Source organism: Chromobacterium sp. ASV23 (assembly GCF_016428945.1).
Taxonomy (GTDB): Bacteria; Pseudomonadota; Gammaproteobacteria; order Burkholderiales; family Chromobacteriaceae; genus Chromobacterium; species Chromobacterium sinusclupearum.
This window is the reverse complement of sequence record NZ_JAELTR010000060.1, coordinates 1-23,757: the sequence shown is the minus strand read 5'-3', so window position 1 is coordinate 23,757 and position 23,757 is coordinate 1. Positions and strand designations below refer to the sequence as shown.

22 protein-coding genes and 3 pseudogenes are annotated in these 23,757 nt (G+C 59.8%); 18 read left to right on the top strand and 7 right to left on the bottom strand.

The features are described from left to right. On the bottom strand, positions 1-287 hold a 287-nt coding region (locus JHD59_RS23125; protein ID WP_255521414.1), incomplete at its 3' end, for a hypothetical protein. Here JHD59_RS23125 and JHD59_RS18570 point away from each other — a divergent pair. From JHD59_RS18570 to JHD59_RS18550, 5 genes are read left to right on the top strand one after another with little or no spacing between them, the layout of a single operon-like run. After that, complete coding sequence (locus JHD59_RS18570) at positions 286-1,455, top strand: chemotaxis protein CheA (protein WP_233164388.1); 1,170 nt, start codon at positions 286-288, stop codon at positions 1,453-1,455. The two genes, JHD59_RS23125 and JHD59_RS18570, sit on opposite strands and share 2 nt — an antisense overlap. A gap of 15 nt (positions 1,456-1,470) precedes the next feature. Beyond that, positions 1,471-2,694, top strand: a complete 1,224-nt coding sequence (locus tag JHD59_RS18565) for an EAL and HDOD domain-containing protein (protein ID WP_199155320.1) — start codon at positions 1,471-1,473, stop codon at positions 2,692-2,694. A gap of 31 nt (positions 2,695-2,725) precedes the next feature. After that, a complete protein-coding gene (gene tsaB / locus JHD59_RS18560) occupies positions 2,726-3,397 on the top strand; it encodes a tRNA (adenosine(37)-N6)-threonylcarbamoyltransferase complex dimerization subunit type 1 TsaB (protein ID WP_199155319.1) in 672 nt (223 codons plus the stop codon). Continuing rightward, positions 3,394-3,837, top strand: a complete 444-nt coding sequence (rimI, locus tag JHD59_RS18555) for a ribosomal protein S18-alanine N-acetyltransferase (protein WP_103319186.1) — start codon at positions 3,394-3,396, stop codon at positions 3,835-3,837. The genes tsaB and rimI overlap by 4 nt, the downstream gene beginning before the upstream one ends. Further along, positions 3,834-4,685 carry a uracil-DNA glycosylase gene (locus JHD59_RS18550; protein WP_199155318.1) on the top strand — a complete coding sequence of 284 codons (852 nt, stop codon included), beginning with the start codon at positions 3,834-3,836 and terminating at the stop codon, positions 4,683-4,685. The genes rimI and JHD59_RS18550 overlap by 4 nt, the downstream gene beginning before the upstream one ends. A gap of 156 nt (positions 4,686-4,841) precedes the next feature. On the opposite strand, the gene rpmG is transcribed toward JHD59_RS18550, so the two are convergent. Together rpmG and rpmB are read right to left on the bottom strand one after the other, a co-directional pair. Continuing rightward, a complete protein-coding gene (gene rpmG, locus JHD59_RS18545; RefSeq protein WP_017506994.1) occupies positions 4,842-4,997 on the bottom strand; it encodes a 50S ribosomal protein L33 in 156 nt (51 codons plus the stop codon). Between the two features lie 34 nt (positions 4,998-5,031). Beyond that, positions 5,032-5,265, bottom strand: a complete 234-nt coding sequence (gene rpmB, locus JHD59_RS18540; protein WP_011137003.1) for a 50S ribosomal protein L28 — start codon at positions 5,263-5,265, stop codon at positions 5,032-5,034. Between the two features lie 279 nt (positions 5,266-5,544). Between rpmB and JHD59_RS18535 the strand changes: the two genes are divergently transcribed. The 5 genes from JHD59_RS18535 to JHD59_RS18515 all read left to right on the top strand — a co-directional run bounded on the left by JHD59_RS18535 (position 5,545) and on the right by JHD59_RS18515 (position 11,548). After that, positions 5,545-7,185 carry a CTP synthase gene (locus JHD59_RS18535; protein WP_199155317.1) on the top strand — a complete coding sequence of 547 codons (1,641 nt, stop codon included), beginning with the start codon at positions 5,545-5,547 and terminating at the stop codon, positions 7,183-7,185. A gap of 5 nt (positions 7,186-7,190) precedes the next feature. Further along, a complete protein-coding gene (gene kdsA, locus JHD59_RS18530) occupies positions 7,191-8,039 on the top strand; it encodes a 3-deoxy-8-phosphooctulonate synthase (protein WP_199155316.1) in 849 nt (282 codons plus the stop codon). A gap of 80 nt (positions 8,040-8,119) precedes the next feature. Then, positions 8,120-9,403, top strand: coding sequence for a phosphopyruvate hydratase (eno, locus tag JHD59_RS18525; protein ID WP_103319175.1), 1,284 nt, complete (start codon positions 8,120-8,122; stop codon positions 9,401-9,403). Positions 9,404-9,407: 4 nt separating this feature from the next. Continuing rightward, on the top strand, positions 9,408-9,710 hold the full coding sequence (gene ftsB, locus JHD59_RS18520) for a cell division protein FtsB (RefSeq protein ID WP_043620961.1): 303 nt from the start codon (positions 9,408-9,410) through the stop codon (positions 9,708-9,710). A 65-nt stretch (positions 9,711-9,775) separates the two neighbouring features. After that, positions 9,776-11,548, top strand: coding sequence for a diguanylate cyclase (locus tag JHD59_RS18515; RefSeq protein WP_199155315.1), 1,773 nt, complete (start codon positions 9,776-9,778; stop codon positions 11,546-11,548). 69 nt (positions 11,549-11,617) lie between these two features. Here JHD59_RS18515 and JHD59_RS18510 read toward each other — a convergent pair whose 3' ends face one another. Further along, positions 11,618-11,920, bottom strand: coding sequence for an RnfH family protein (locus JHD59_RS18510; protein ID WP_199155314.1), 303 nt, complete (start codon positions 11,918-11,920; stop codon positions 11,618-11,620). Beyond that, positions 11,913-12,356: a type II toxin-antitoxin system RatA family toxin gene (locus JHD59_RS18505; protein WP_199155321.1), complete on the bottom strand. Its 444-nt coding sequence runs from the start codon at positions 12,354-12,356 to the stop codon at positions 11,913-11,915. The genes JHD59_RS18510 and JHD59_RS18505 overlap by 8 nt, the downstream gene beginning before the upstream one ends. A 174-nt stretch (positions 12,357-12,530) precedes the next feature. On the opposite strand from JHD59_RS18505, the gene smpB reads away from it, so the two are divergent. From smpB to guaA, 3 genes are all read left to right on the top strand, one after another. Then, entirely contained in the window at positions 12,531-13,007 is a 477-nt protein-coding gene (gene smpB, locus JHD59_RS18500) for an SsrA-binding protein SmpB (RefSeq protein WP_255408078.1), read from the top strand. Beyond that, positions 13,004-13,354 (top strand): hypothetical protein, encoded by a 351-nt coding sequence (locus tag JHD59_RS18495; protein ID WP_199155313.1) that lies wholly within the window; start codon positions 13,004-13,006, stop codon positions 13,352-13,354. The genes smpB and JHD59_RS18495 overlap by 4 nt, the downstream gene beginning before the upstream one ends. 89 nt (positions 13,355-13,443) lie before the next feature. Next, complete coding sequence (gene guaA, locus JHD59_RS18490; RefSeq protein ID WP_103319162.1) at positions 13,444-15,027, top strand: glutamine-hydrolyzing GMP synthase; 1,584 nt, start codon at positions 13,444-13,446, stop codon at positions 15,025-15,027. A 391-nt stretch (positions 15,028-15,418) separates the two neighbouring features. Here the strand turns inward: guaA and JHD59_RS22875 are convergent. Both JHD59_RS22875 and JHD59_RS22870 read right to left on the bottom strand, forming a co-directional pair. Beyond that, positions 15,419-15,547 (bottom strand): annotated as a pseudogene (locus JHD59_RS22875) (ISAs1 family transposase); the annotation flags it as partial. A 221-nt stretch (positions 15,548-15,768) separates the two neighbouring features. Then, positions 15,769-16,327: pseudogene (locus JHD59_RS22870) on the bottom strand (ISAs1 family transposase). Positions 16,328-16,774: 447 nt separating this feature from the next. Between JHD59_RS22870 and JHD59_RS18475 the strand changes: the two are divergent. The 5 genes and pseudogenes from JHD59_RS18475 to JHD59_RS18455 form a co-directional block, all read left to right on the top strand. After that, complete coding sequence (locus JHD59_RS18475) at positions 16,775-17,644, top strand: WYL domain-containing protein (RefSeq protein WP_199155310.1); 870 nt, start codon at positions 16,775-16,777, stop codon at positions 17,642-17,644. After that, complete coding sequence (locus JHD59_RS18470) at positions 17,641-18,231, top strand: DUF1819 family protein (protein ID WP_199155309.1); 591 nt, start codon at positions 17,641-17,643, stop codon at positions 18,229-18,231. Before JHD59_RS18475 ends, JHD59_RS18470 begins: the two co-directional genes overlap by 4 nt. Beyond that, positions 18,231-18,839, top strand: a complete 609-nt coding sequence (locus tag JHD59_RS18465) for a DUF1788 domain-containing protein (RefSeq protein ID WP_199155308.1) — start codon at positions 18,231-18,233, stop codon at positions 18,837-18,839. The genes JHD59_RS18470 and JHD59_RS18465 overlap by 1 nt, the downstream gene beginning before the upstream one ends. Beyond that, on the top strand, positions 18,839-22,516 hold the full coding sequence (gene brxC, locus JHD59_RS18460) for a BREX system P-loop protein BrxC (protein WP_199155307.1): 3,678 nt from the start codon (positions 18,839-18,841) through the stop codon (positions 22,514-22,516). The genes JHD59_RS18465 and brxC overlap by 1 nt, the downstream gene beginning before the upstream one ends. A 94-nt stretch (positions 22,517-22,610) precedes the next feature. Further along, positions 22,611-23,757: pseudogene (locus JHD59_RS18455) on the top strand (hypothetical protein); the annotation flags it as partial.

Here is a 23,757-nt window from a genome sequence, read left to right as displayed (position 1 = left end):
CCCCCCCCCCCCCCCCCCCCCCCCCTTTTCAAGCAGAACCCCCCCCCCCCCCCCCCCCCCCCCTCCTCTCGCCCAAGACGCCCTACGAGATAAAAGGCCGCAGCGCCGCAGCATGCCGCCCCTCCGGCGCCCGCCCCGGCGCCCAAGGCAGAGCCGGCCGCGGCGACACCGGCTCCGCCACCGCCGGCCCCGGCCAAGCCGGCGCCGGCCAAACCATCCAGCAGCGGCCCCGTTGCCAGCGGTCCGCAGGAAAACACCATCCGCATCGATACGGTGCGCTTGGACATGGTGCTCAACCTGTCCGGCGAAATCGGCCTGACCAAGAACCGGCTGACCACGCTGCGCACCGAGATCCTGCAAGGCAATCGCGATACCAATACCCTGCGCTCGCTGGATGAGGCGATCAGTCAACTGGACCTGCTGGTGGGCGACCTGCAAAACGCGGTGATGAAAACCCGCATGCAGCCGATCGGCCGCCTGTTCCAGAAATATCCGCGCTTGGCGCGCGACCTGGCCCGCCAACTGGGCAAGGAAGTGGAGCTGGTGCTGTCCGGCGAGGAAACCGAGCTCGACAAGACCATGATCGAGGATCTGAACGATCCCTTGGTTCACTTGGTCCGCAACGCTGTCGATCACGGCATCGAATCGCCGGAGGAACGCATCGCCGCCGGCAAGAAGCCGCAAGCCCTGGTGCAATTGACCGCCGAACAAGTCGGCGACCACATTCTGATCGAGATCACCGATGACGGCAAGGGCATGAATCCCGATGCCTTGCGCCGCAAAGCCATCGAAAAAGGCCTGATCGACACCGAAACCGCCAACTCGCTGGATGAGAAGCAGTGCCTGCAGCTGATCTTCCTGCCTGGGTTCTCCACCAAGGACCAGATTTCCAGCGTGTCCGGCCGCGGCGTCGGCATGGACGTGGTTCGCACCAATATTCAAAAACTGAACGGCCGCATCGACATCAATTCGGTAGGCGGCGAAGGCACTCGCATCAGCATCTCGCTGCCGCTGACCCTCGCCATCCTGCCGGTGCTGGTGGTGCGCGCCTGCAATCAACCGTTCGCCGTGCCGCTGGCGATGGTGCGTGAAATCATCACCATCGACGGCAGCGCCATTCAGGAAGTTTCGGGCCGCCCCACCATCGTGGTGCGCGACGAAATCCTGCCGCTGAAGACGCTGGCCGGCCTGCTGGGCTGGGAGCCGACGCAAAAACCCTATTTTGGCGTGCTGATGCAGTCGGCCGAGAAATCCTTCATCCTGGCGATCGACTCCTTCGTCGGCCGCGACGACGTAGTGATCAAGCCGCTGCAGAACATCCGCCCCAAAGGCGTGGCCGGCGCAACGCTGTCCGGCGATGGCTCCGTGGTGCTGGTGCTGGATATGGAAGACTTGCTGGCCTCCAGCGAAGGCAGCAACGCAGGGGTACGAACGACGGATATGATTGCCACCTAACGCTAAGGTGCAATGATGACCTCAAACACCGCCTATATAGGACGGCAGCCGGTTCTGAACCGCAATCAGCAGCTCATAGGTTATGAGCTGCTTTTTCGTCCCAGCAGCGATGCGGTCGGCGTCGGCAAGCATAGCGAGCTGCAAGCCGACACCGACGTGCTGGTCAATACGCTGAACAATATGGGAACCAGCTGGCTGATCGGCAACAAGCTGGCTTTCATCAATGTCGGCGAGGCGATGCTCAACAGCGAGTTTCTGGAGCTGCTGCCGCCGCGCCGCATCATTCTTGACCTGTCGCCGCGCACCGCGCCCAGCAACGAACTGTTATCGCGGGCGCGCCATCTGCGCTCGATGGGCTTCGGCATCGCGCTGGACGATTTCAGCTTCGAATCCCCGGCAGCGGCCTTCCTGGAACTGGCCAACTACGTCAAGCTGGACATACAAAACCAGGACGCCACCCGCTTTCAGATGCAGGCAGCGCGCTTGCGCAGCTATCCGCTGATCCGCATCGCGGAGCGGGTGGAAACCCACGCCCAATTCCATCTGTGCAAAGAATTGGGCATGGACGGCTTCCAGGGCTATTACTTCGCCAAGCCGGAGACCCTGGCGGCCAAGGTCATCCATCCGGCATTCAGCAACACGCTGGAACTGCTGAACCTGTTGCGCATGGACGCCGACATCCGCGATATCGAACAGGTCCTGAAACGGGACGTGGCGCTGTCATACAAACTGCTGCGCTATGTCAATTCCGCAGCCGCCGGGCTCAATACCGCCATCAGCTCGTTTTCCCAAGCCGTTACCGTGCTGGGTTACCAAAAACTGTACCGCTGGCTGACGCTGCTGCTGGTCACCGCTTCCGACGACAACAACGCGCCGCCGGCGCTGCAAAAAACCGCCGTCACCCGCGGCCGTTTCATGGAGCTGCTGGGCATCGCACTGGGCGAACGGCATGACGTCAACGACAATCTGTTCATCGTCGGCCTATTCAGCCTGCTGGATGTGTTGTTCGACATGCCGATGGACAAGATCATCGAACATCTGCAACTGCCCGTACCGGTATCCGACGCCCTGCTGCACGACCGCGGCTCGATGAGCCACTACCTGCGCCTGGCGCGCGCCTGCGAAGACGGTCAACTGGATGGCGTGCCGCAATTGTGCGAGCAACTAGGCCTCTCTTCCGAGCAATTGAACGAAGCCCATATATCCGCGCTCGCCTGGGTAGAGGAACTGGGCTTATAATTCTCAACCCTGCAAGGTTGTAGCAAGCCCGATGAAACTGTTAGCCCTAGATACCTCCACCACCTATCTGTCGCTGGCCCTGAGCCAGGGCGAAGACATGCTGATTTTCCACCAATGCGTGGAGCAGAAGCATGCCGAGCGCACGCTGCCGGAGGTCTCAAAACTGCTCGCCGCCGCAGGATGCTCGCTGTCCGAACTGGACGGTATCGTATTCGGCCAAGGCCCCGGCGCCTTCACCGGCCTGCGCATCGCCTGCGGCATCGCCCAGGGCCTGGCCTACTCCGCCGACCTGCCGGTGATCGCCATCCCCACGCTGGACAACCTGGCCTACCAGGCTGGCGAGGGTCAGGTGCTGGTTTGCTTCGACGCCCGCATGCAACAGGTGTACAGCGCGCATTATCGAACCGGCCCGGACTGGGAGAGGCTAAGCTCCATCCGCGTGGCCTCCCCCGAGGACGTGCAGCTGCTGGATGGCACCACCTTGCTGGCCGGCGATGGCTTCGACAACTATCCGCAGTTGCTGGCCGATGCGCGCGCCCGGCTGCCGCATGCCGGCCCGGTGCGCCCCCACGCGTCGGCCTACATCAAGCTGGCCGAGAGCGGCCGCTACCCGGCCACCCATCCGCGCGACGCCGAATTGCTCTATGTGCGCAACAAGGTGGCGCTGACCTCGGTGGAACAGCAACAGGCGCGCCAACGATGAGCCGCGTACGCCGCTTCACGCCGGACAATCCCCAGCTGCTCGCCGATTTAGAGCAGCAGGCCACCCCGCATCCATGGCGGGTGGGACAATACCGCGATAGTCTGGAAGCCGGCTACCCGTGCTATGGCCTGTTCGACGAGCAGGACGCGCTGCAAGGCTTCGCCCTGATCATGCGCGTGCTGGACGAAGCGGAGATTCTCAATATCGTTGTCGCGCGAGAGCACCAAGGCCAGGGCCTGGGCATCCAACTGATGCAAGCCATGCTGCAGGATCTGCGCGACGACTGCTGCCGGCGGCTGTTCCTGGAAGTCAGGGAAAGCAATGCCATCGCGCGCAAGCTCTACCAGCGCTGCGGCTTCCACCAATGCGGGCTGCGCAAGAACTACTATCCAGCCAACCCAGGCAGAGAACACGCCATCCTGATGGAAGCCACGCTGTGAGCCGCGCCAGCCAGTTGCAACAAGAAATGGGCCTGGGTCCGGCCTGGCTGCCGCGTGACGGCTGGTTCGAGCACCATCCCGCCCAAATACAACGGCAAGAGATGCGCGCCGCAGTCACAGATGCCGTGGATGAAACCGACGCGCCGCCCCTCGCGGCAGCGGCCATTCCGGCCGTCAGCGACAGCCCAAGCCTCGCCGCCGCCATCACCAACCAGGCAGCGGAGCCGGCCGAGCCGCCACCTCCGCCACCAGACGCGCCCATCGCCGAAACCCGCATCGAGCTGCCGCGACTGGAGTGGCCGCAACTGCAACGCGAAGTGGCCGATTGTCAGCGCTGCCGCCTGTGCAAAACCCGCACGCAAACGGTATTTGGCCGCGGCAATCCGCAAGCGCGCTGGATGCTGATAGGCGAGGCGCCTGGCGAAAACGAGGACAAACAAGGCCTGCCCTTCGTCGGGCGCGCCGGCCAGCTGCTGGACAATATGCTGGCCGCGGCCGGCCTGGACCAGGACCAGGATGTCTATATCGCCAACGTGCTGAAATGCCGCCCGCCTGGCAACCGCAATCCGGCGCCGGATGAGATCGCCGCCTGCAACGGCTATCTGCTGCAGCAAATCCATCATATCCAGCCGACGCTGATCGTGGCGCTGGGCCGCTTCGCCGCGCAAACGCTGCTGGAAACGGCAGACTCCATCGGCCGCCTGCGCGGCAAGGTGCACCGCTACCAGGGCGTGCCGCTGGTAGTCAGCTACCACCCTGCCTACCTGCTGCGCAATCAACCGGACAAGGCCAAGGCCTGGCAAGACCTGCTGCTGGCGCGCAAGGTATTCCGCCAGGCTGCCAACTGAAACGCGCCACGCCAATATCAATAGCCAAAACAAAAGGCCAGTCTCTCGACTGGCCTTTTTGCTGTGCAGCGCACCCATCAGCAAATGCATGGATGAAAATAAAAAACCCTTCTCCGTGCACCAGAGAAGGGCTCTTCAAACAACCAGGAAGCAAGCTTATTTCAGCTTGGTTTCCTTGTACAGAACATGCTTGCGGGCAACGGGATCAAATTTCTTGATCTCCATCTTTTCCGGCATAGTGCGCTTGTTCTTGGTGGTGGTGTAGAAGTGGCCGGTACCAGCAGTGGATTCCAGCTTGATCTTATCGCGCATGATGTATACCTCTGTGCCTTATCTGGTTGACCGCTTAGATCTCGCCGCGAGCGCGCAGATCAGCCAGCACTACATCGATGCCCACCTTGTCGATGGTGCGCAGTGCGGCGTTGGATACGCGCAGACGCACCCAGCGGTTTTCGCTCTCTACCCAGAACTTGCGATATTGCAGGTTCGGCAGGAAACGACGTTTAGTCTTGTTGTTGGCGTGGGAAACGTTGTTCCCGGTCATCGGACGCTTGCCGGTGACTTTGCAAACTCGCGCCATGGTTAAACTCCCAAAACCGGTAAAAGCTGGCTTTATAACATAGAAAAAGCCAGTAATTCAAGCGGAACGCGCACCCGACGCAGGACGGGCGCGCTCTCGTAATGAAACAGTCGGCGGGCATTGTAACGGATTCGCCACAACTGCGCGAGCTTTATTGTCGGACGTCTATAGTGAGTGTTGCATTCTTCGCCGAGCCCTCGCTGCAACTCGATGCAGCAAGTGATTCAACTTCGCACGATTTCAGGGTAAAATCCCGGATTCCCACAGAGCCGTAATCTCATGACCAAGTACATCTTCGTAACCGGTGGCGTGGTGTCCTCCCTGGGTAAGGGCATTGCCGCTGCGTCCATCGCCGCCATCCTCGAATCCCGCGGGCTGAAAGTCACCATGCTGAAGCTCGATCCGTATATCAATGTCGACCCGGGCACCATGAGCCCCTTCCAGCACGGCGAGGTGTTCGTCACCGAAGACGGCGCGGAAACCGACCTTGACCTCGGCCACTACGAGCGCTTCATCCACGCCAAGATGAAGAAGAGCAACAACTTCACCACCGGCCAGGTGTACGAATCGGTCATCACCAAGGAGCGCCGCGGCGACTACCTGGGCGGCACCGTGCAAGTCATCCCGCACATCACCGACGAAATCAAGCTGAAAATGAGCGAAGGCGCGGCCGATGCCGACGTCGCCATCGTCGAGATCGGCGGCACCGTCGGCGACATCGAATCGCTGCCCTTCCTGGAAGCCATCCGCCAGATGCGCTCCAACCACGGCCGCAAGAACACCCTGTACGTGCACCTGTCCTACGTGCCCTACATCGCCACCGCCGGCGAAATCAAGACCAAGCCGACCCAGCACTCGGTGAAGGAGCTGCGCGAGATCGGCATCCAGCCGGACATCCTGCTGTGCCGCATGGACCGCGAGCTGCCGGAAGACGAAAAGCGCAAGATCGCGCTGTTCTGCAATGTGGAAGAGAACGCGGTGATCGGCTGTTACGACTCCGATTCCATCTACAAGGTGCCGGGCATGCTGCACGCTCAAGGCATCGACGACATCATCGCCGAACAGCTGCAACTGGACCTGCCCAAGGCCGACCTGTCGGTCTGGGAAGGCATCATCGACGCCATCCAGCATCCGGACCACAGCATCAATATCGCCATGGTGGGCAAGTACGTCGATCTGACCGAATCGTACAAATCGCTGACCGAGGCGCTGAAGCACGCCGGCATCCATACCCGCACCAACGTCAACATCATCTACGTCGATTCGGAAGAAATCGACCGCGACGGCGCGGAATCGCTGAAGGACATGGACGCCATCCTGGTGCCGGGCGGCTTCGGCAAGCGCGGCGTGGAAGGCAAGATCAAGGCGGTGAAGTTCGCCCGCGAGAACAACATCCCCTACCTGGGCATCTGCCTGGGCATGCAGATCGCGCTGATCGAATACGCGCGCGACGTGGCGGGCATGGCCGGCGCCAACTCCACCGAATTCGACCTCGACACCAACTTCCCAGTGGTGGCCCTGATCGACGAGTGGGTCAACCACGACGGCAAGATCGAGAAGCGCGACGAAAACTCGAATATGGGCGGCACCATGCGCCTGGGCGGCCAGCAGTGCGATCTGGTGCCGGGCTCCCTGGCCGCACGCGTCTACGGCAACAGCGAGATCGTCGAACGCCATCGCCACCGCTATGAAGTCAACAACTACTACATCCAGCGCCTGGAGCAAGCCGGCCTGACCATCAGCGGACGCTCGTCCGGCCATGAAAAGCTGGTGGAAACCATCGAGCTGGCCAACCATCGCTGGTTCTTCGCCTGCCAGTTCCATCCGGAGTTCACTTCCACCCCGCGCGACGGCCACCCGCTGTTCATCGCCTACGTGAAGGCCGCCCTGGCTTACCAGGCCGACAAGCAGGGCAGCTGAAGCCGATGAAGCTGTGTGGATTCGAAGTCGGCCTTGACCGGCCGCTGTTCCTGATCGCCGGCCCCAGCGTGGTGGAAAGCGCCCAGATGGCGCTGGACACCGCCGGCCGGCTGAAGGAGATCGCCGACGCGCTGGACATTCCGTTCATCTACAAGTCGAGCTACGACAAAGCCAACCGCCCTGCCCTCGGCGTGTTCCGCGGCTTTGGCATCGACCAAGGCCTGCGCATCCTGGAGGATGTGCGCCGCCAGATCGGCGTGCCCATCCTCACCGATGTGCACACCGAGAACGAAGTGGTGCAGGTAGCCAGCGTAGTGGACGTGGTGCAGACGCCGGCCTTCCTGGCACATCAGGCCGACTTCATCCGTGCGGTGGCGCAGTGCGGCAAACCGGTCAACATCAAGAAGGGGCCGTTCATGGCGCCCGGCGAGATGCAGCAGGTGATTCAGCGCGCGCGCGAGGCGGCCCGCGAGGCCAGCCTGCCGGAAGACGTCTTCCTGGCCTGCGAGCGCGGCACCTCCTTCGGGTACAATGATCTGATTGCCGACATGCGCTCGCTGGCCGTGATGCGGGAAACCGCCTGCCCAGTGGTGTTCGATGTCAGCCATTCGGCGCAATTGCCCGGCCTGCAGGCCGGCGACGCGAATCCCCGCCGCTTCATGCCGGTGCTGGCGCGCGCCGCCGTATCGGCAGGCGTGGCCGGCATCTATCTGGAGACCCACCCCGATCCCGATCGGGCGCTGTGCGACGGCCATATCGCCTGGCCGCTGCACCGCATCAAGGAATTGCTGACCACGCTCAAGGCGCTGGATGGCTTGGTCAAGCAAAATCCCTGGCTGGAGCACTCGCTGTAATAGACAGCCGGTAGAGTCCGTCCGGCAAGCCGGGCGGACCGCCTCTGCAAGTTCAACTGAAAGCTATGAAGGGAAAGACAATGAGTTCGATCGTTGACGTAGTAGCTCGTGAGATTCTGGATTCGCGCGGCAATCCGACCGTAGAAGCCGACGTCCTGCTGGAATCCGGCGTCATGGGCCGCGCCGCCGTGCCGTCCGGCGCCTCCACCGGCACCCGCGAAGCCCTGGAATTGCGTGATGGCGACAAGAGCCGCTACCTGGGCAAGGGCGTGCTGAAAGCCGTAGACAACATCAACACCGAAATCTGCGAAGCCATCATCGGCCTGGACGCCGCCGACCAAGTCTTCATCGACAAGACCATGATCGAACTCGACGGCACCGAAACCAAGTCCCGCTTGGGCGCCAACGCCATGCTGGCCGTATCCATGGCCGTGGCTCGCGCCGCCGCCGAAGACGCCGGCCTGCCGCTGTACCGCTACCTCGGCGGCGCCGGCCCGATGGCCCTGCCAGTGCCGATGATGAACGTCATCAACGGCGGCGAACACGCCAACAACACCCTGGACATCCAGGAATTCATGATCATTCCGGTAGGCGCGCAAACCTTCCGCGAAGCGCTGCGCATGGGCGCCGAGATCTTCCACAACCTGAAGAAGATCTGTGACAAGAAGGGCTACGCCACTACCGTCGGCGACGAAGGCGGCTTCGCGCCGAACCTGGAAAGCCATGAAGACGCGATCAAGCTGATTCTGGAAGCCGTGGACGCCGCCGGTTACGTGGCCGGCCAGGACGTGATGATCGCCCTGGACTGCGCCGCTTCCGAATTCTTCCGCGACGGCAAGTACCACCTGACCGCCGAAAAACTGTCCCTGAGCTCGGAAGAGTTCGCCGACTACCTGGAAAACCTGGTCAACAAGTACCCGATCATCTCCATCGAAGACGGCATGGCCGAACAAGACTGGGCTGGCTGGAACCTGCTGACCGACCGCCTGGGCCAGAAGGTGCAGATCGTGGGCGACGACGTATTCGTCACCAACCCGAAAATCCTGGCCGAAGGCATCGCCAAGGGCGTCGCTAACTCGCTGTTGGTTAAGGTAAATCAGATCGGCACCCTGTCCGAAACCCTGAAAGCAGTTGATCTGGCCAAGCGTTCCCGCTATACCTGCGTTATGAGTCACCGCTCGGGCGAGACCGAGGACAGCACCATCGCCGATCTGGCAGTCGCAACCAACTGCATGCAGATCAAGACCGGCTCCTTGTCCCGCTCCGACCGCATGGCCAAGTACAACCAACTGCTGCGCATCGAAGAAGAGCTGGGCGACGCCGCCTACTACCCGGGCCGCGCGGCCTTCTACCACCTGAAGTAATTGCATGCGCTGGCTGACCGCGACCCTGGTGTCCGTTATCCTTGCCTTGCAGTGGCCGCTCTGGTTCGGCAAGGGCAGCTGGTTCAGGGTCTGGCAGCTGGACAAGCAGCTGCAGGAACAGCGGGCAATCACCCAAAAGCTGATTGCCCGCAACGCTGCTCTGGACGCGGAAGTGCGCGACCTGAAGCAAGGCAGCGATGCCATAGAGGAAAGAGCTCGTAACGAACTTGGCATGATTCGCGACGGTGAGGTATTTTTCCAATTGCTGGACTCCAGCAAGCGACCTCCGCCGCGGGTCACCCGATAACGGACCCTCATTCGCTGAACAATCCCATGATGGCTGGCCGCCTTAAAAGCACCAAGGTTTGGGCAATGACGACACAGAACCCTATCGAAGTGGCACGCGAAACCCTGAAGCAGCTGTCATTGCGCAAGCTGCTTCCGACACCAGAAAACTTCGAGCGGGTCTACCACGAGTTGACGCAAACTCCCATGGTGCGCGACAACAAGCTGGCCATATTGCTATTGCGCGCCCTGGAGACCCTTCCGCAGGACAACGTCCAGGCCAAGGTGACGTTCAATCGCCTGAAACAGGTCTGCGACGAAAACCGCTGGGAGCAGGCTCCTCAGCTGGTCATCGACTTTCTGCGCAGCAGCTTCGCCAGCCAGCAGTTGACGCAGAGCTGGGGCCTGGTGATCCAGAACCTCATCAAAAGCTGGGAAATCCGCCAGCCCGACCTTCCCCAGCATCACAAGCAAAGCACGCTCGAACGCGTGCTGATCAATTACGGCAACCAGCCGGAAGAGCTGAACCAGAAACTGGTTGGGCTGCTGCAGAACTGGAACGCCGCGCCCTCCGTGCGCGAAACCCTGCCCGGAATCGAAACCGCCAACGGCGAAAGCTCGGCGGACATCCCCATCAGCCCGGACAGCTGGCAAGCCTGGCAAAGAACGCTGGCCTTCGCCTTGAAGCACGGCCTGGAGCCGCGCCTGGCCAGCTATCCGGACCTGGTGGACAATCTGGAGGCTTTGCTGAAGGAACTGGATGGCATCGTCGACGATGCCAACCTGAACGCCTTCATGCCCAAGCTGCGCGCCTTCATGATCAAACTGGAGCTGCAGTCGCAACAGGAAGGGCGGCTCGCCACCGGCCTGGCCAATCTGCTCAAGCTGATGCTGGACAACATCGCGGAGCTCAACCGCTCGGATGACTACCTGCTGGGACAGGTTGGTTCCTTGCAGGAAATGCTGAGCCAGGAACCGCTGTCCATGCAGCAGATTTACCAGCTGGAAAGCAGCCTGAAGGAAGTCATCCGCAAGCAGGGCATGCTGAAAAGCTCGCTGGACGAAGCCGCAAGCTCCCTGCGCGCCCTGCTGGACCGCTTCGTCAGCCGGCTGGCGGCCATGACCGACAGCACCGACGAATTCCATACCAAGATCCAGAATCACAGCGAAAAGCTGAAACACACCAGCAATGTCGATGACCTGGGCGGCATCATCAGCGCGCTGATGGAAGATACCTCCATCATGCAGCTGGACCTGACCCGCTCGCGCGACGAACTGGTTTCGGCCAAAGAGCAGGTGGAAGCGGCGGAACACCGCATCCACGAACTGGAAGCCGCACTGGAAGCCGCCAGCGCCAAGGTCAAGGAAGACCAGCTGACCGGCGCTTACAACCGCCGCGGCCTGGCCGAATACTTCCAGCGCGAGATCAGCCGCGCCGAGCGCACCGCCGCGCCGCTATCCGTGGCGCTGATCGACGTCGACAACTTCAAGCAGCTGAATGACCGTTACGGCCACCTGGCCGGCGACGACGCGCTGAAGTACCTGGTTGACACCATCAAGCACAGCCTGCGGCCGGCCGACATCGTGGCGCGCTTCGGCGGCGAGGAATTCGTCATCCTGATGCCGGACACGCCGGAAACCGAAGCCATTCAAACCGTGCAACGGCTGCAGCGCGAACTGACCAAGACCTTCTTCCTGGCCAACAACGACAAGCTGCTGATTACCTTCAGCGCCGGCATCGCGCGCTGGCACCTGGGCGAGCAGGAGGCCGACGTGCTGGAGCGCGCCGACCACGCGATGTACCAGGCCAAGATCAATGGCAAGAACCGCGTCTGCTCTGCGGAGAACGAGATAGCCTGAGACTGAGACTAGACAACAAAAAGGGATGGCTAAAGCCATCCCTTTTTTTCATGAACCCCGCCAACGGCTTCAGCCGCCCTTCTTCATCCGCTTGCCCGCCTCGGCGCGCTGACGGCGCACCTCCTTCGGGTCGGCCAGCAAGGGACGATAGATCTCCACGCGGTCGCCGTCGCGCAGCGGTGCCTCCGCTTTGACAGCCTTGCCGAAAACGCCCAGCTTCAATGCCGCCTCATCCAACTCCGGGCACTGCGCCAGAATGCCGGATGCGCGCACGGCGTCCAAGGCATGCGCGCCTGCCGGCAGCGTCACCGTCGCCAGCCATTGCCGGTCAGGCCTGGCATACGCCACTTCCACCCGCAGCCGCTCAGTCATCGCCATACTTCCTGTCCGCTTCTTGAATGAAGGCATCCACCAGCGTGCTGGAGATGTGGCCAAACACCGGCCCGATCAGCTTCTCCAGAATGCGGCTGGAAAACTGGTAGCGCAGGCTGAATTCGATCTTGCAGCCATAATCGCCCAGCGGCTTGAATTGCCACACCCCCTCCAGCGATTCAAACGGGCCGTCCACCAGCTCCATGCGGATAGATTCGTTCTCCACATTGTGGTTGCGGGTGGTGAAGTGCTGACGCACCTTCAGGTAGTCGATATGCAGGCTGGCCAATACCTGCCCGCCATCGCGCGACAACACTTCGGCCTTGCCGCACCAGGGCAGGAAACGGCTATAGTGATCGACATCCTCCACCAGCGCGTACATCTGCGCCGGCGTGTGCGCCACCAGGACGCTTTTTTCGACATGCTGCATCGGCAAAAAACCCGGCGCGGCCGGGGTCTCGGATCTGACAATCAAGCCACAATTCTAGCAAAAACCGCCCCGCTCCGCCCTTCCCGCTCCAAGCGCGCCCTATCAGGAGCAAGTGCTTTCACGTCAAACCACTGAATTTGTACGACTTTGGTTGCGTGACGGCTTCTGCTACAATGGCGGATTCAAAGGAACCCGCCACACATGAGCATCATCCAGAACCGCAAGGCTTTCCACGACTACTTCATCGAGGAAAAACTCGAGGCCGGGCTTGTGCTGGAAGGGTGGGAGGTCAAGGCCATCCGCGCCGGCCGCGTTCAGCTCAAGGAAAGCTACGTGGACTGGAAAAACGGCGCCTTCTGGCTGATCGGCTGCCACATCACTCCGCTGCAATCCGCCTCCACCCACGTCAAACCGGACCCGGTGCGCCCGCGCAAGCTGTTGATGTCGCAGGCTGAAATCAACCGTTTCATCGGCAAGGTGGAACGCGCCGGCTACACCATGATGGCGCTCGACCTGCACTACAGCAAAGGCAACGTCAAGGCCGAAGTCGGCCTGGCCAAGGGCAAGAAGCTGCACGACAAACGCGATACCGAAAAAGACCGCGAATGGCAGCGCGAGAAACAGCGCGTGATGAAGAACCAGCGAGGCGCGGCATGAAGCGCAGCGCCGCCCTGCCCATAATGCTGATCTGCCTGGGCTGCGTCTGGCTGTTGAAGAGCACCGCCCTGCTGCCCAACACCACCACCCTGCTCGCCCTGCTGCTGTTTGCTGCCGGCGTGCTGCTGTTGGCGTTGGATGGATTCAACAAATCCACCCTGGTCAGCAGCCCGCTACTGGCTTATGCCGGCGGCGCCATCTACGCGATAGACCAGCTTGGCCTGCGCACCAGCCATTTCGTGGCGCTGGGCATGGTGCTGGCCGGCGTGCTGATGCTGATCGCTCGCAGCGACCGCATACCCGAACGACGCGAACCGCCGCGCCGCTTCCCGCGGCAACCCGATTGAGCGGAACCCGGCGTCTGACGCCCTGAAACCGCAGAATTATTTACAGCATTGACGATAATGGCCTTAACGGTCTGCTTTACATTTCAAGGATAGGCATGGACAAGATCCTCATTCTCGACTTCGGCTCCCAGGTCACCCAGCTGATCGCCCGCCGCGTACGCGAAGCTCACGTCTACTGTGAGCTTCATTCTTTCGACATGCCCATCGAAGAGATCCAGGCTTTCGCGCCCAAGGCCATCATCCTGTCCGGCGGCCCGAATTCGGTGTACGAGTCCGACTACCAAGCCGATCCCAAGCTGTTCGAGCTGGGCGTGCCGGTGCTGGGCATCTGCTACGGCATGCAGTTCATGGCCCAGACCCTGGGCGGCAAAGTGGAAAGCGGCGACAAGCGCGAGTTCGGCTACGCCCAGATCAAGGCGCGCCACCACTCCAAGCTGCTGGAAGGCCTGCAAGACCAGATCGATGACGCCGGCAATGGCTTCCTCGACGTCTGGATGAGCCACGGAGACAAAGTCACCGCGCTGCCGGCCGGCTTCCAAGTGATCGCCGAAACCCCGTCCTGCCCGTACGCCGCCATGGCGGACGAGGCCCGCGGTTTCTACGGCGTGCAGTTCCACCCAGAAGTGACGCACACCAAACGCGGCACCGAGATGATCCACCGCTTCGTGCTGCACATCGCCGGCTGCAAACCCAGCTGGACCATGCCCAACTACATCGACGAAGCCGTGAAGAAGATCCGCGAGCAAGTCGGCGACGAGGAAGTGATCCTCGGCTTGTCCGGCGGCGTGGACTCCTCGGTGGCCGCCGCGCTGATCCACCGCGCCATCGGCAACCAGCTGACCTGCGTCTTCGTTGACCACGGCCTCTTGCGCCTGAACGAAGGCAAGATGGTGATGGAAATGTTCGCCCAAAACCTGGGCGTCAAAGTTGTGCATGTGCAGGCCGAGGACGATTTCATGGCCAAGCTGGCCGGCGAATCCGACCCGGAGAAAAAGCGCAAGATCATCGGCGCGGAATTCATCGAAGTGTTCGACCGCGAATCCGGCAAACTGACCAACGCCAAGTGGCTGGCCCAGGGCACCATCTACCCGGACGTGATCGAATCGGCCGGCGCCAAGACCAAGAAGGCGCACACCATCAAGAGCCACCACAATGTGGGCGGCCTGCCGGAAGACATGAACCTGAAGCTCTTGGAGCCGCTGCGCGAGCTGTTCAAGGACGAAGTGCGCCAGCTGGGCGTGGCCCTGGGCCTGCCGCACGACATGGTCTACCGCCACCCCTTCCCGGGTCCGGGCCTGGGCGTGCGCATCCTGGGCGAAGTGAAGAAGGAATACGCCGACCTGCTGCGCCAGGCCGACGCCATCTTCATCGAAGAACTGCGCAACACCGTGGACGAGAAAACCGGCAAGAACTGGTACGAACTGACCAGCCAGGCCTTCGCCGTGTTCCTGCCGGTGAAGTCCGTCGGCGTGATGGGCGATGGCCGCACCTACGACTACGTGGTGGCGCTGCGCGCCGTGGTGACCAGCGACTTCATGACCGCGCACTGGGCCGAGCTGCCGTACAGCCTGCTGGGCCGCGCCTCGAATCGCATCATCAATGAGGTCAAGGGCATCAACCGCGTGGTTTACGACGTGTCCGGCAAGCCGCCGGCGACGATCGAGTGGGAGTAATAATCCACTGATTTTTCAATGAATTTACTCAATCAGTTGAAATCAAAAGAGGTCAGCCAATCGGCTGGCCTTTTTTCTTGACAAAATATCGGACCGGCTCATGACCGGCAAAAATGATTAAAAAAACCGTCCAAAATTTCCCTGCGCCGGTCCAAAACCGGACAGAAACTCGGACCTCATTGCAAGCAATGCTCGCACCGCATTTATACCTTCAGGCAGTTAAAAAATCGAGTCAATCAATGCACCGTGCGGCAAGCCCTGCCTTTCAGGGCAATCGCCCCCCTTGTCATAACGGAGATATGTCCAACAATTCCGCCAACGCCTCATCATCCCAGCCTGCTCGCCTGCGGCAAACCCACATGCTCTTCTTGGCCTGAAATGGCGAGCTGCACAGCAAGTTGAGGGCAAACTTCAGCAGCAACGCAAAATTCTGTGGGCCATGATCTGCGCGCAATGGACATTGATCATCCCGGAAAACCACATCCAGACACCAATGCAGGCCATTCTCGATCGCCCAATGGCGCGCACTGCCTGCGCCAATTCTTTCGCTCCTAACTCGCGCGACGACAAGTAGTAGGGCTACTCCATCGCCGACTGTCCACACCCATACAGCTGCACAGAGTCCACACGACCCACCGTTTTGCAACCAGGCCAGGCCTACGCGTCGACAAGGCCTTCCGCAGGCGCAATCACGACATGCGGCAATACCGTGCGGCAATGGCCTTTTTGCGCGCAGGCTACTCACTCGGCGGGATGGTCGAGCTGTGCACCGGCCACGCCTGACGCCACTTGGGCTGATTCTCTTTGACCTCCGGCTTCGCGCGCCGCGATGGTCTTGGCCATCTCTTTCTGACATCCCATCGCATCCAGGCTGACCAGACAGCCCTTGACATCCAACGCCGCGAACAACGCCGATATCGCCGTGATTTCGTTGCTTTTGTCGGCCACCTTCTCCTGCCCCAGCGCCAAGCACAGCTCGGTTGCGAGATCGCTTACCATGTGCACCGGGCTATGAGCGCCGCGAGCAGTGCAGGCATTTGCCATCGATGGCGATCTGCTGGAACGATCCGAGCGGCCCTTGAGTCCAGCTGCAGAAGACGCTCTCGAACCGCTTGGGATCCAGCAGGCGAAAAATGCGGTTGACGGTATCGTGAGAGAGAATACCGTTCGTCAACGGCAGGAAACGCCGTAGCCAAGCTTCCTTCACCACAGCCCACTCGACCGTCTCCACAAAGCTCTCCGCGCCCGCGAAGATGGCGCACACAGTAATGACCAGAATTTCGTCCACCGGATGGGCGATGCAGCATCCGGTTCGCTACTCTGGCACTTCAGCCAAGTGTTCTATCAACATTCCCATCATGCGCCGGCAAAGCTCGAGAGTTCACCTCAAGTCTATACGGATTGTAAAATAATATATCTTATGACAAATGTGTGATACTGCCCTGGTCATTTCGTGTCATAACGCACCCTTTAAGCTGACTTTGTGCCAGCACATCAAGGCTTCCATCAGCGGTTAACCCTGCCCGGGACACACTGCCAGACAGGTTTGAATACAATCAAACGTAGTCAAACTATTCATGTCGGTTATTGCCATCACGCTGCTTCAATGCGACCATTCTTATGATCTTAAATTAAACTTTTTGATCTTTATATTGCGATCATTTTGATTACCTGGAATGGTATAATCCTCGCCCCCCCCAACCCGGAGCCTACAGTGTCATCCTCATCCCGGCCCACCGCTGAGGCAGTGGAGATATCGACCGCACAGAAAGAGCGACTGGCTTATCTGGAGATCAAGGTTTTCTTCTGTGGCATTCTCCGCCGGGCCGACCTTGAGTCCCGCTTTGGCATTGGTTCTGCCGCAGCGACCAGAGATTTGGCGGTCTATCGCGAGCTGGCTCCGGACAATCTGCAATACGACCACAACCAACGCGTGTATCAGCCCAGTGCTGTGTTCCAGGCAGTTTTCCCGTTTAACAGTGAACGCATCCTTAGCTGGCTCTTGCAAGGCTTTGGCGATGGACTGAATGGCCCACGCAAATCCATCCCTTGCGAAGGCCCGAACAATCTGGTGGCTCCGGATCTGCATCAACTCGCTGCCATCACCCGAGCTATCCACGCAGGCAAGGCCATCAAGGCAGACTACCTGTCGCTCAGCACCGGCCCCAGCCAGCGCGAGCTGGTGCCGCTGGCTCTGGCAGACAACGGCCTGCGCTGGCATTTGCGTGCATACGACCGCAGCAAGAACGCCTTTCAGGACTATGTGCTCACCAGGCTGTGCAATGTGGAGATGCTGGATAGCAAAAGCAGCGAGGCAGAACAACTAGCTGCCGACGAGCAATGGCAGCGCATTGTCGATCTGGAGCTGGTGCCGCACCCGGCCATCCAATGGCCGCAAGCCGTTGCTGCTGATTACGGGATGGTTGATGGCCGGCTGCGCCTGAAAATCCGTGCAGCGCTTGCTGGCTATGCCCTACGTCGCTGGGCGGTGGATTGCAGTCCGGATGCCCGTTTGTCCGCACTAGGGCACCACCTTTGGCTGAACAATCCGCAAACGCTCTACGGAGTGCGCAGCGCCAGCCTTGCCCCCGGCTATCAGCTAGGAGGGCAAGCGTGAGCCTATACAACGCCGAAGTATCCGCCGGGTCACTACTGCCCAATGAAAGCCGCAAGCTAGCAGAACTGCTACTGACCGTGCCGGATAGTGCCACCTGGACACATGCCATCAAGGTGGACAACATCCTGCAAAAAAACAGCCCGGCCACTGCCATGCGCCAAGCTCGGCTGATCCGTAACCGACTGGAAACGCTGGATGCCAATGGCTGGCAAATGATTGCCGATGGCACGCCGGAATTGCGCCAGCAAATGCTGCTGGTGGCTGCCATTCGCCACAGCCGTCTGCTGGGCGACTTCATGATTGACGTCTATCGCAGCCGACGCCGTCGCATGGAAACCGAACTCAGCCCAGGAGATTGGGACGCCTTCCTGCATGAATGCATGCAGCGTGACCCATCGGTCGAAGAATGGAGCAGCAGCACGCAGATCAAGCTGCAACAAGTGGTATTACGCATTCTGGCCGAAGCTAGCTACATCGACAGCACCCGCACGTTACGGCTGACCCCCCCCTTACTACACCCGCGTGTAATCAGTTATCTGGCAGCACAAAAAGACTACTACACGCGCGAAGCTATGGAACTTGCCTGATGACCGAACTGGAGAAGCAACGCTTTCATGACCGCCTGAACCAGATCCTGCCCCGAATCACCTCGGACGACCTGCTGAAAAACCGCGGTCTTGGCAATGAAATCGGCTTTCACGTATTTGACTACCCTGCGGAATGCGAAGAAGAAATGCGTGATTTTGTCAGCACGGTCATCGAGCCCAATCTTGCCAAACAGGGACTGCGTTTTCACACGGTCAACCTGTTCGACCTCAGCATCCAGTTGCTGCAAGAGCGCAAGCTGCTGGACAAGGCCATTGCCATGCAGCGGGAAAAAGGTAACGACGCCGCCATGCCGGGCCTGCGTTCGGTGCTGAAAGAAGACAAGCTGGCAAAACATCTGACAGAGACGATTGATGTCGGTCAGCAGGACCTGGTGCTGATGATGGGGATAGGCGCTGCCTACCCCATGGTTCGACTGCATACGTTATTGAGCGCATTACATGCGTATATGAGCGATACCCCGCTGGTTGTGTTCTATCCCGGTCGCTACGACGGGGTCAGCCTGCGTCTTTTTGGACTCTCCTCGGAACGCAATGACGCCAACGCCGCGTATTACCGCGCGTTCCAGCTACTCAAATCCGGAAACTGATGATGATTATCCGCGAGCTTTTTGCAAAACAGATCGACCGTCCCATCAATGGCGTCATCAAGGCTGATGACCGTGAAAGCATTTGGCAGGAGCTGGATGAATACGTTGTCACTGGCCAGCTTACCAGCTACATGCGCCAGTTTTTCGATGCTTATCTGGCAGGTATCGACAACCCCGGCAACCCGATCATCGCCAGCCGCATGGGGGTATGGGTATCCGGCTTCTTTGGTTCTGGTAAGTCCCACTTCATCAAGATTCTGTCTTACCTGCTGGAAAACATTGAAGCCACTAACCCGAAAACCGGCGAAAAACGCCATGCGGTCAGCTTCTTCGACCAGAGCAAGATTCCGGATGCCATGTTACTGGCCGACATCCAGCGCGCCGTGCGCAATCCGGCTGATGTCATCCTGTTCAATATCGACGCCAAGGCCGACAGCAAGTCTGACCGTGATGTGATCCTGCAAGTCTTTCTGCGCGTCTTCAACGAAAAACTCGGCTTCTCCGGCGATGCCCCGCATATCGCCAATATGGAACGCTACCTGGTAGAAAAAGGCGCGTATGAGACCTTCAAACAGGCCTTCCAGACCAGCTACGGCAGCCCCTGGGAGCAAGAGCGCGACGCTGTAGACTTCCTGCGTGACAACGTGGTGGAGGCCCTATCCAAAGCCCTGGGCATGACCGAAGAGTCTGCCGGTGCCTGGTTCGACTCTGCCCGTGACACCTACCGCATCAACATCGAGAGCTTTGCCAAGCTGGTCAACGACTATCTGGCCACCAAGCCGGACAATCACCGCCTGATTTTCCTGGTGGACGAGGTAGGCCAGTTCATTGGTGATAACACCCAACTGATGCTCAATCTGCAAACCATCACCGAACAACTGGGCACCCTGTGTGGTGGCCGCGCCTGGGTGGTGGTAACCAGCCAGGAAGACATTGACGCAGCCATCGGGGAAAGCAACAAGTCCAAAACCCAGGACTTCTCCAAAATCCAGGGCCGTTTCAACACTCGCCTGTCCCTAGCCAGTTCCAACACCGATGAAGTAATTGGCAAGCGTTTGCTGGCCAAGACAGAAGCCGCCCATGTAGAGCTGCGCGATGTGTTTGCGGCAAAAGGCGACATCATCAACAATCAACTGGCTTTCGGTGGCGAGACCGTAGCACTGCGTGGCTATCGCGATGCAGCCGACTACGTCAACAACTACCCCTTCCCACCCTACCAGTTCTTCTTGCTGTCCAAGGTGTTTGAAGCCATTCGGCGCAACGGCGCTACCGGCAAACACTTGTCCAAGGGTGAACGCTCCTTGCTGGATGCCTTCCAGAGTGCTGCCACGCATCTCGCCAACGAAGCCATTGACGCACTGGTGCCGCTGTATGACTTTTACCCATCTATCGAAAGCTTCCTCGACAGCACAGTGCGGCACAGCATCGACAATGCGGAAAAGGAAATCGGCGGTGCACTGGAAGCCTTTGACCACCAGCTCCTCAAAACCCTGTTCCTGATCCGTTACATCCCGGAAATCGTCAAAGGTAGCGTGGATAACCTCGCCACCCTGTGTGTGGACGAAATCGACTGCGACAAGCTGGCACTCAAGCGGCGCATTCAGGAGAGCCTGGCACGGCTGGAAAAACAAAGCCTGGTCAGCCGCAATGGCGAAGAATGGATGTTCCTCACCAACGAGGAACAGGACATCGCCCGCGAAATCAGCAATGAAGCCGTCAGCCATGACGACATGAACCGCAAACTGGGTGAACTGGTCTTCGACCAGGTATGGCGTGGCAATACCAAGGTAAGGCATCGTGAAAGCAAGGCCGACTACGAATTCAACCGCATGCTGGATGGGCGCTTGTATCGCAACACCAGCCATGAGCTGAGCCTGCATGTCATCACCCCGCTGTATGACGACTATGGGCTGTTCAATGACAGCAAATGCCGCCTGCTGACCGCCCAACCCGGCCTAGCCATCATCCGGCTGAACGATGCAGATCGCCTGTATGCCGAGCTGCAAATGCTGAAGAAGATCGACAACTACATCGAGAGCAAATACGAATCCGCCAGTCTGGCCGCCAAAAAGATTTTTGCCTTCAAGAAGGACGAGAACCGCACCCGCGAAGAGCGCCTGCGCGAACAGATCGACACCCTGTTGTGTGATGCCGTGTGCTATGCCATGGGCGAAGCCATCACTATCAAGGCCAGCAGTGCCGGCACGGTGCTGGATGAGGTCATCAATTATCTGGTGACCAACACCTATAACAAGCTCAACTTCCTGCAACCTTGCAACGATGCCTACGAGCAGATCAGGGCTACCTTGCAAGCAGACTCGGTAGAACAGCAATCCCTGCTGTCCAGCACGGATGTGCCCAATGCACAGGCGCTTGGTGCCGTGCGTGAATTCCTGCATATCAAGGCCAGCAGCACTCAGGTGATTCTGGAAGATGTGGTTACCCACTTCAGTGGCATCCCTTATGGCTGGAAACCAGCCTGGGAAATCGTGCTGCTGATTGCCCGCCTGTTCATGGCTGGTGAAATCAAGCTGATGATGGATGGTGACGACCTGGAGCCACGCCAAGCTGTTGAGCCGCTCACCAAGACCATCCGCTTCAAGAATGTGTCCATTCTCAAGCGCAAGGTTACCGGTGCGCTTGAGCTGAAAAAGGCACGCGACCTTTACAAGCAACTGTTCGCCCAACTGGCACGGGAAGACGAAGACGGTCTGGTCAGCGACTTCCGCAGCCGTCTACAAAACTGGGCAAGCGAGCTGGCCACTTATCAGATCCAGGCCAAACAGCCTCACCATCCGGGCGCGGCCGATATCGACAAGCTACAGGCACAGATCAAGAAGCAACTGGCCATCCGTGACGCCTTTGCCTTTATCGAAGCACTGAACGAAGACAAGAACAGCTGGCTGGATGCAGAAGAAGACCTGCGCGACCTGCAAGACTTCTACAAACCCGACGGCCAGATCCAGACCTGGAGCCGACTGCTCAAGGGTTTGCGTGCCTTCGAACAGAACAGCGACAAGCTGCGCGCCGATGACAAGGCCAGCCCGGCACTATCCAAGCTGGAGAGCATCCGCAGCAACGCCCGCCCCTACGGTCAGATCAAGGATATTGATGCCCTGCTGGCCACCGTGGATGGGGTCAACCAGCAATTGATTGACGACAAGCGCCAGCATGCACTTGGCAAGATCGAAGAGCGTATCAACAGCGTGCAAGCGGATCTGGATGCTATTCATGCACCAGCTGATTTGTGCAACCGTGCGCTGTTGAAATTGCAAAAGCTGAAGGCCGAGGTGCAGGCAGAGACAGGCATTCCCAGAATCCTCTACCTGCAAAGCCAAGCCGCCACCTTGCAATCAGAAGCAATCGACTTGATTGCCAACCATCAACAGCAACTGCAACGCCAGCAGCAACAAGCACTTGAGCAAGAGAAAAAGCGTGCGGCTGAAGCAGGTAGCAAGGCAGCTACGGCCAACACAAGTCCGACTACAACAGTAGCGGAACCACCAGCCCACAAGGCCGAGATAAAGACCGTGAAAACGGTAAAGTCGGTGCATGCCGCCAGCCTGCTCAGCAGCGACTTCCTGGAAAGCGAAGCCGATGTCGATGCCTACCTGAGCAAGCTGCGCAGCGAACTGCTGAAGGTGGTTCAGGCCGGGCAACGCGCGCGGGTGGAATAAGCTGGCCTATAGCCGGCAGCCTGAACAACAAGACATCAATTAAACATTTTGAAAACAGCCCCGCCCATACCCGGCAGGCCTGCAAGCAAACACCATGAACAAATCTGCTCTGAAAACCTACGCCCCTCAGGCCCGCCGTGACTTCATCGACATGGTCACTAGTCGTGCCGCCCAGCTTGGACTGGCCGATCACAAAGGCGTGCTGATGGTAGACCCCTGCACTGTGCAGGGCGATGTCGCCATCATCGCTGGTCAAGCCTTTCCGGCGAAATACTATGGCCTACGTCAGCAGCTGATCAACCGCCTGCAACGCGATGGCTTTGCTGCCACCATGGAGGCCATTGCCTACACCTGGTTCAACCGCATGGCCGCGCTGCGTTATATGGAGTTGCAGGATGGCTTCCTGCCCCACGGCGTGCGCGTGCTCAGCAGCAGCACCCCGGATGGCCTGCCGGACATCCTCAGCCACGCGCTGGAACTGGCTGGCAGCGGTGAGCTGCCCGGCATCAGTGCCGAGCTGGTGGGCCAATTGAAACTGGCCGGCAAAGATGGCGAACTCTACAAACGCCTGCTGGTTGCCCAGTGCAATGCGCTGTCCAGTGCCATCCCCTTCCTGTTCGAGCGCATCGACGACGAAACCGAACTGTTACTGCCGGACAACCTGCTGCGTAGCGACTCGGTAGTTCGCAAGCTAGTCAACAGCATTGAAGAAGCCGACTGGCAGCAAGTGGAAGTGATTGGCTGGCTCTACCAGTTCTACATCAGCGAAAAGAAAGACCAGGTCATTGGCAAGGTGGTGAAGAGCGAGGACATCCCTGCCGCCACCCAGCTGTTCACCCCCAACTGGATCGTCAAATACCTGGTGCAGAACAGCATTGGCCGCTTGTGGCTGCAAGCCAACCCCGGCTCGACACTGGCCAGGGAATGGGCCTATTACATCCAGCCCGCCGAGCAAAGCCCGGAGGTGCAGGCCGAGCTGGACCAACTGATCCAGACCCGAATCGCCGAAGATGGCGACACCCTGAACCCGGAATCCATCACCGTGCTGGACCCGGCCTGCGGCTCCGGCCATATCCTGGTAGAAGCCTACGACCTGCTCAAAGCCATCTATCAGGCTGTCTCTTATACACATCTCCGAGCCCACGAGACTCCGCCAATTATCGCGTATGCCGTCTTCTGCTTGAAAAGGGGGGGGGGGGGGGGGGGGGGGGGGGGGGGGGGGGGGGGGGGGGGGGGGGGGG